Genomic DNA, 6,926 nt, shown 5'->3' with positions numbered 1-6,926 from the left:
CCAACGCCCAGGACCTGGCCAAGGCCAAGGCCAATGGCCTGTCGGGACCGATGCTGGACCGGCTGGCCCTGGATCCCGCCCGGCTGGAGGCCATGGCCGCCGGGGTCGACACCGTGGCCGCCATCCCCGATCCGCTCGGGACCGAGATCGCCCGCTGGACCCGGCCCAACGGCCTGGACATCGCCCGGGTGCGCACCCCGATCGGGGTGATCGCCATGATCTATGAGAGCCGCCCCAATGTCACCGCCGACGCCGCCGCCCTGTGCGTGCGTTCGGGCAATGCGGTGATCCTGCGCGGCGGCTCCGAATGCCTGGCCTCGAGCCTGGCCATCCACGCCGCCGTGGTGAAGGGCCTGGCCGCCGCCGGCCTGCCCGCCACCGTCGTCCAGGCGGTGGCCACCGCCGACCGGGCCGCGGTCGGGGCGATTCTGTCTGGGCTGGACCGTACGATCGACCTGATCATCCCCCGGGGCGGCAAGAGCCTGGTGGCCCGCGTCCAGGCCGAGGCCCGGGTGGCGGTGCTGGGCCATCTGGAAGGCCTCAACCACGTCTATGTCGACGCCGGGGCCGATCCGGCCAAGGCCGCCGCCATCGTGCTGAACGCCAAGATGCGGCGGGTCTCGGTGTGCGGCAGCGCCGAGACCCTGCTGGTCGACAAGGCCGTGGCCGCACGCATCCTGCCGACGATCACCGACGCCCTGATCAAGGCCGGCTGCGAGCTGCGCGGCGATCACTATGCCCGCCAGATCGAACCGGCCATGAAGCCGGCGGTCGAGGCCGACTGGTCGACCGAATATCTGGCCCCGATCCTGTCGGTGGCCGTGGTCGACGGGGTCGAGGGGGCCGCCGCCCATATCGCCGCCTATGGCTCGGGCCATACCGACGCCATCGTCACCGAGGATGTGGCCGCCGCCGAGCGCTTCATCGCCCTGGTCGACAGCGCCATCGTGCTGGTCAATGCCTCGACCCAGTTCGCCGACGGCGGCGAGTTCGGCTTCGGGGCCGAGATCGGCATCGCCACCGACAAACTTCACGCCCGCGGTCCGGTTGGGGCCGAGCAGCTGACAACGTACAAATATGTGGTTCGCGGGACCGGCCAGACTCGTCCCTGAAGCCGGCAGACCCGCCGCGCAGCGCCTGGGCTTCCATCTGGAGCCGGGCATGCGGGTGGGGCTGTTCGGCGGCAGCTTCAATCCCGCGCACGAGGGCCATGCCCACGTGGCGGAAACCGCCCTGCGCCGTCTCAACCTCGACAAGGTGATCTGGCTGGTCTCGCCGCAGAACCCGCTGAAATCCTCGGCCCAGACCCGGCCCCTGGCCGAGCGGATGGCCGGGGCGCGGGCCCGGGCCCTGGGCTGCTCGATGATCGTCTCGGACGCCGAGACCCGCATGGGCTCCAACTACACTATCGACACCCTGCGGGTGCTGAAGGCCCGCTATCCGGGCGTCAACTTCGTCTGGGTGATGGGGGCCGACAGCCTGGCCAGTTTCCACCGCTGGCGCGGCTGGACCCAGATCATGCGCGAAATGCCGGTGGCGGTGATCTCGCGGCCCTGGGCGGCCCTGAAGGCCCGCACCTCGCCCGCCGCCCGCCGCTTCGCCCATGCCCGCAAGCCGGCCAGCGCGGCGGCCACCCTGCCCGGTCTGAGCGCCCCGGCCTGGGTCTATCTGACCGGCCCGCTGAACTTCGCCTCGTCCACCGCCCTGCGCGACCGGCAGACCAAGGGGGGCTAAAGCGCCCTATTTGTCACGCCGCGCGCCCGCGACCACGACACCCCTGATCTTTTCGACACATCCGTGCTATGGGAGCTATTGCGCGAACCCATCAAGGAGCATTTCCGCTGCGTAGCGACCCCGCGCCAAGTGCGCATGAGGCCTCGGCTTCCCCCGAGACCTCTTCCGAGCAAGCCCTGAATCTGAGCATCAAGGCGCTCGAAGAACTGATCCTGTCCCGCCTGGACGACGACAAGGCCCAGGACATTGTCCATATCGACCTCACCGACAAGAGCTCGGTGGCCGACAGCCTGATCGTGGCTTCGGGCCGGTCGCACCGTCACGTCGGCGCCCTGGCCGACCACGTCATCCGCGCCCTCAAGGAAGCCGGGTTCGGCAAGGCGCGGGTCGAAGGCTTGCCGCATTGCGACTGGGTGCTGATCGACGCCGGCGACGTGGTGGTCCACCTGTTCCGCCCCGAGGTCCGCTCGTTCTACAACATCGAGAAGATCTGGGCCGTCGACGCGCCGCACCGGATGGCGTCGAACTAAGACGTCCACAGGCCGTCATCCCCCGCGTCCCGCGGGTGATGACGGTGTAGATGATGAAGATCACCCTCCTCACCGTCGGAAAGCTCGGCCGCATGGTCGAGGCCCAGCTGGCCGTGGACTATGCGTCCCGGGCCACGGCGTCCGGCCGCGCCCTGGCCCTGGGGCCGGTCGAGGTCGTCGAGGTCGAGGCCCGCAAGCCCGGCAAGGCCGCCGAGGCCGAGGTGCTGCGGCCGCACCTGGAAGGCGCCCACGTCATCGCCTGCGACGAGCACGGCAAGGTCCGCCCCAGCCGCGCCTTCGCCGAGCACCTGGCCCGGCTGCGCGACGACGGGACAAGGCGGGTGGTGTTCCTGATCGGCGGGGCCGATGGCCTCGACCCGGCGATCCTGGCGAGCGCCCAGGAGACCATGGCCTTCGGACCCCAGACCTGGCCCCACGCCCTGGCCCGGGCCATGCTGGCCGAGCAGGTCTATCGCGCCGTCACCATCCTGTCGGGCTCGCCCTATCATCGCGATTAGGGCAGATAGTCAGGCGATGTCGCGTCGCGCCGCCGCCCTTTGCCTGCTCGCCCTGGTCCTGGCCCTCGGGACCGCCGGGGTCGTGACCGCCCAGGTCAGCCAGAGGACCCGCGACCTGCGCCAGGCCGCCGACACCCGCCGCGAGATCGAGGATCTGCGGGCCGAGCTGGGCCGCCTCAGCCAGCGCCAGGTCGCCGCCGGCCAGGATGTCGACCTCAAGCGGGCCCGGCTGGAAGTGCTGCACCATCGCGAATCAGTACTGGCCGCCGATCTGGGCCGCGACCGCAGCCGCATGGCCCGGCTGCTCAGCGCCCTGCAGCTTTTTCGCCGTGATCCGCCCCCGCCCTGCTGGTCAGCCCCGGCGACGCCCGCGACGCGGTTCGGGCCGCCATCCTGATCCGCGCCATGACCCCGCAGTTGCAGGCCCGGGCCGACGCCTATGCCCGCCAGGCCCGAGCGGTCAGCACCCTGCGCCGCGAGGCCGCCGCGGCCTCGGAAGCGCTGTTCACCGCCGAGAGCCTGGTGGCCGACCGCAAGGGCGACCTGGAGCGTATGATCGTCGAGAAGACCGCCCTCGAGCGCGCCTATGCCCAGGAGGCCCTGGTGGTCGACCAGGAGCAGCGGACCCTGGGGGCCCTGACCGACGGCCTGACCCCCGCCCCGGCCACCGGACCCCTGACCCTGGCCCCGCCGGTGCTGGGTCCGGTCGTCCACCGCTTCGGCGAGGCCCTGCCGGCCGGGGGCGCGGCCTCGGGCCTGTCGATCCGCGCCGAGAAGGGCAAGAGCGTCGCCGCCCCCGCCGCCGGGGTGGTGGAATATGCGGGTCCCCTGAACGGTTGGGGCATGGTCATAATCCTGCGCGCCCAGGGCGCCTATCATCTGGTCCTGGCCGGACTGGACCAGGTCAGCGTCGCCCCCGGACAGTCGGTCGCGGCCGGCGCGCCCTTGGGACGCATGACGGACCGTGGATCTTTGGAGCCGGAGCTCTATCTTGAAGTGCGAGAGAACGGCGCGCCGACCAATCCGGAGCGCTGGCTGAAGCAGGGGTCGCAGTAGACGCCTTTTTCAGCAATGATGACGATCAAGCGTCGCGTCGGGCTGGGCGGGACGGTGAACAATCAAAGCGGCGCTTGCGCCGTCAGGGAGCCTTTTGAGGCCATATGCGCAAGTACCTGCTCATCGGTGTTTCGGCTTTCGTCCTCGGCGCGGGGACCATGGCCTATGTCAGCCCCATCGCCCAGGCGACCAGCCCGTCCAAGGCCCGCACCTACAAGATGCTGGAGCTGTTCGGCGACGTGGTCGCCACGGTCGAGAACTCCTATGTCTCGGAAGTGGACGACAAGAAGCTGATCGAGGCGGCCCTCGACGGCATGCTGACCAGCCTGGACCCCCATTCCGGCTACCTGTCGCCGGAGAGCTTCGACGACATGCAGGACACCACCCGCGGTGAATATGGCGGCCTGGGCCTGGAGGTCACCAGCGAGGACGGCGTGGTCAAGGTGATCTCGCCGATGGACGGCACTCCCGCCGCACGGGCCGGCGTGCAGGCCGGCGACTATATCACCGCCGTCAATTCCCAGTCGGTGCTCGGCCTGACGGTCAGCGAGGCGGTCAAGCAGATGCGCGGCGCGCCCGGCGAGCCGGTGACCCTGACCATCGCCCGCGACAAGACCGACCCCTTCGACGTCAAGCTGATCCGCGAAGTCATCAAGCCCCGCGCCGCCATCGCCCGCATGGAAGGCGACTACGGTTATGTGCGCCTGCCGGGCTTTAACGAGAAGTCGACCGAGGCCCTGATCGCGGGGATCCAGGACCTGCGCGCCAAGAACCCGGCCATGAAGGGCCTGGTCTTCGACCTGCGCAACAATCCCGGCGGTCTGCTGGACCAGGCCGTCAGCGTCTCGGACATCTTCCTGGACGGCGGCGAGGTGGTCAGCCAGCGCGGCCGCGAGGCCCGCGACATCCAGCGCTATAACGCCCGCCCCGGCGACATGCTGAACGGCCTGCCGGTGGTGGTGCTGATCAACCAGGGCTCGGCCTCGGCCGCCGAGATCGTCGCCGGCGCCCTGCAGGATCGCCATCGCGCCGAGATCGTCGGCATCACCAGCTTCGGCAAGGGTTCGGTCCAGACCGTGATTCCGCTGCGCGGCGGCGCCGACGGAGCGCTGAAACTGACCACGGCCCGCTACTTCACCCCCTCGGGCCGCTCGATCCAGAAGACCGGCATCGAGCCCAACCTGGAAGTGGCCCAGACCAAGGACCAGGCCCAGGACATCGCCAACCGCGTGTGGTTCAGCGAAGCCAGCTTCAAGAACGCGCTCAACGCCGACGAGGGCAAGACCCGCAAGGGCGCCCACACCCCGGCCGAGGCGCCGCCTCCGGGCTTTGACGAGAAGAAGGGCGACTTCCAGCTGGAGCGGGCCCTGGCCGTGCTGAAGGCCGGCTCGGTCGAGGCCGTGCCCAAGATGCCCAAGCCCGCCGCCAAGATCGCCGAGGTCACCGCCAAGGCCGCCGCGGCGGCGGGAGTCGGCAAGCCGACGGTCGAGAAGAAGTAGAACTCCTCCTTCTCCCCTTGCGGGAGAAGGAGTCGGCGTCGCCGACGGATGAGGGATCCCCACCAACGCTTCGCCGCGCCCAGCCTGACCGCTGGGGGCGGCGTTTTGCGTCTTTCGACCCCTCAGCCGGCCTTGCTTCGCCGGGTCACCCTGTCCCGCAAGGGGCGAGGGAAAAGCGCACACTCTACTGCCGCAGCGGAGCCTCGGGCCGGCTGTCCAGATACAGCGACAGGTCCTCGACCAGTCGCCGCGACGCGGCGAGGTCAGCCAGGTCGCCGGCCTGCTCCAGGCTGGCGCCGAGGTCGGTGATCGCCTGGAAGCCGAACGCGCCGCCGGCCCCGCGCATGTTGTGCCCGAGGAGAATCACGGCCTCGAAGTCCGACCGGTCCAGCGCCGCGCGCAAGGTCAGGACATGCTGGCGACAGCTGTCGAGATAGGCCGGAACCTGGGCCGCCAGACGGGCGTTCAACCGGCTGGGCGCCAGCGGCGCCGGCCGCACGGTCGCAGGGGCGGACAGGGCCGAGGGCGACAGGGCCGAATAGTCGCGGATCGCCGCCAGCAGCACGTCTTGCTTGATCGGCTTGGTCAGATAGGCGGTGCAGCCCGCCCCCAGACAGGTCTCGCGGTCACCCTTCAGGGCCGAGGCCGTCAGGGCGATGATCGGGGTCGGGGCCCGATCATGGGCGACTTCCCAGGCCCGGATGGTCCGGGTCGCGGTCAGGCCGTCCATCACCGGCATCTGCCGGTCCATCAGCACCAGGTCATAGCGCCCGATCTTGAACATCTCGCAGGCGATCAGGCCGGTGTCGGCGACATCGACCTGGTAGGGGGTGTCTTCCAGATAGGCCAGGGCGATGATGCAGTTGTCGGGCGAGTCCTCGGCCATCAGGATCCGCAGCGGCGGCAGGGGCGCCTGGGGGCCCTGGCCCTCGGGCGCGCTGACCGGGCGATTGGCCGCCGCCCAGACCTCGAACGGCACCGCGAAGGCGAAGGTGCTGCCCTTGGCGACGGCGCTCGACACCCAGATCCGCCCCCCCATCAACTCGACCAGCCGCTTGGAGATGGTCAGGCCCAGGCCCGACCCGCCGAAGCGTCGGGTGGTCGAGGAGTCGGCCTGGGTGAAGCGTTCGAAGACCCGGGCCAGCTTGTCGGAGGCGATGCCGATCCCGGTGTCGGACACCGAAAAGCGCAGGGCGGTCGGCACCGAGCGATCTGGATCCATCTCGACCTTCAGGCGCACCTGGCCGGACTCGGTGAACTTGATGGCGTTGCCCAGCAGGTTCAGCAGCACCTGGCGCAGCCGGGTCGGGTCGCCGACCAGGTCGTTGCTGACATCGGGCGCGATCTCGCACACCAGGGCCAGTCCCTTTTCATAGGCCTTGGGCCCGACCATCTCGATGACCTTCTCGAGGTGATCGCTCAGGGAAAAGCCGGTGCGCTCCAGGTCCAGCTGCGAGGCCTCGACCTTGGACAGGTCGAGGATGTCGTTGATCAGGTTGAGCAGATTGTCGCCGAGAGCGGCGGAAGATCTGCACATAGCGGTCCTGCTCGGGGGTCAGGTCGGTCTTGGCCAGCAGGTCGGCGATGCC

8 protein-coding genes are annotated in these 6,926 nt (G+C 69.8%); 7 read left to right on the top strand and 1 reads right to left on the bottom strand.

Annotated features, from left to right (window positions below; genetic code table 11):
- From CSW58_RS04235 to CSW58_RS04210, 7 genes are all read left to right on the top strand, one after another.
- A partial coding sequence (locus tag CSW58_RS04235; RefSeq protein ID WP_099446436.1) for a glutamate-5-semialdehyde dehydrogenase occupies positions 1-1,112 on the top strand: 1,112 nt, incomplete at its 5' end.
- On the top strand, positions 1,078-1,734 hold the full coding sequence (locus CSW58_RS04230) for a nicotinate-nucleotide adenylyltransferase (RefSeq protein ID WP_099446435.1): 657 nt from the start codon (positions 1,078-1,080) through the stop codon (positions 1,732-1,734). The genes CSW58_RS04235 and CSW58_RS04230, both read left to right, overlap by 35 nt.
- A gap of 107 nt (positions 1,735-1,841) precedes the next feature.
- Complete coding sequence (gene rsfS / locus CSW58_RS04225; protein WP_201721568.1) at positions 1,842-2,264, top strand: ribosome silencing factor; 423 nt, start codon at positions 1,842-1,844, stop codon at positions 2,262-2,264.
- A 53-nt stretch (positions 2,265-2,317) separates the two neighbouring features.
- Complete coding sequence (rlmH, locus tag CSW58_RS04220; protein WP_201721567.1) at positions 2,318-2,782, top strand: 23S rRNA (pseudouridine(1915)-N(3))-methyltransferase RlmH; 465 nt, start codon at positions 2,318-2,320, stop codon at positions 2,780-2,782.
- A gap of 16 nt (positions 2,783-2,798) precedes the next feature.
- Positions 2,799-3,179 (top strand): hypothetical protein, encoded by a 381-nt coding sequence (locus CSW58_RS14925; protein WP_236627644.1) that lies wholly within the window; start codon positions 2,799-2,801, stop codon positions 3,177-3,179.
- 8 nt (positions 3,180-3,187) lie between these two features.
- Positions 3,188-3,838: a murein hydrolase activator EnvC gene (locus CSW58_RS14920; protein ID WP_236627643.1), complete on the top strand. Its 651-nt coding sequence runs from the start codon at positions 3,188-3,190 to the stop codon at positions 3,836-3,838.
- Between the two features lie 104 nt (positions 3,839-3,942).
- Positions 3,943-5,337, top strand: a complete 1,395-nt coding sequence (locus CSW58_RS04210) for a S41 family peptidase (RefSeq protein ID WP_099446433.1) — start codon at positions 3,943-3,945, stop codon at positions 5,335-5,337.
- A 184-nt stretch (positions 5,338-5,521) separates the two neighbouring features.
- Here CSW58_RS04210 and CSW58_RS04205 read toward each other — a convergent pair whose 3' ends face one another.
- Positions 5,522-6,874, bottom strand: a complete 1,353-nt coding sequence (locus CSW58_RS04205) for a hybrid sensor histidine kinase/response regulator (RefSeq protein ID WP_099446432.1) — start codon at positions 6,872-6,874, stop codon at positions 5,522-5,524.
- Between the last annotated feature and the right edge of the window lie 52 nt (positions 6,875-6,926).

The organism is Caulobacter sp. B11 (genome assembly GCF_002737765.1).
Taxonomy (GTDB): Bacteria; Pseudomonadota; Alphaproteobacteria; order Caulobacterales; family Caulobacteraceae; genus Caulobacter.
This window is presented reverse-complemented; position numbering and strand designations above follow the sequence as displayed.